We start from the raw sequence: 228 nt of genomic DNA on the forward strand, positions 1-228 counted from the left end.
AACTATGTGCTCGGCAGCCACAGCGGCAGCACTACGGCCGATATCGCGGCCCGTACGCTGAACCTGAACTTTACGGGTATCAACAAGACTTATGACGGCACTACCTCCGCTGGCGTGACGATCGGCGATGACCGCATCGCCGGGGACGCTTTGACGGTGGCCGGCAATGCCAGCTTTGCCGACAAGAATGCTGGCACGGGCAAAACCGTCAGCGTGAATGGCGTCGGC

Annotated in this window: 1 protein-coding gene; it reads left to right on the forward strand. The window is 61.0% G+C overall.

Translation table 11 applies throughout. The features are described 5' to 3' along the window. Positions 1–228: YDG domain-containing protein (locus ACL9RI_RS27760; RefSeq protein ID WP_422729658.1), on the forward strand; the 228-nt coding region annotated here is incomplete at both ends.

The organism is Janthinobacterium sp. Mn2066 (assembly GCF_049319705.1).
GTDB lineage: Bacteria > Pseudomonadota > Gammaproteobacteria > Burkholderiales > Burkholderiaceae_D > Janthinobacterium.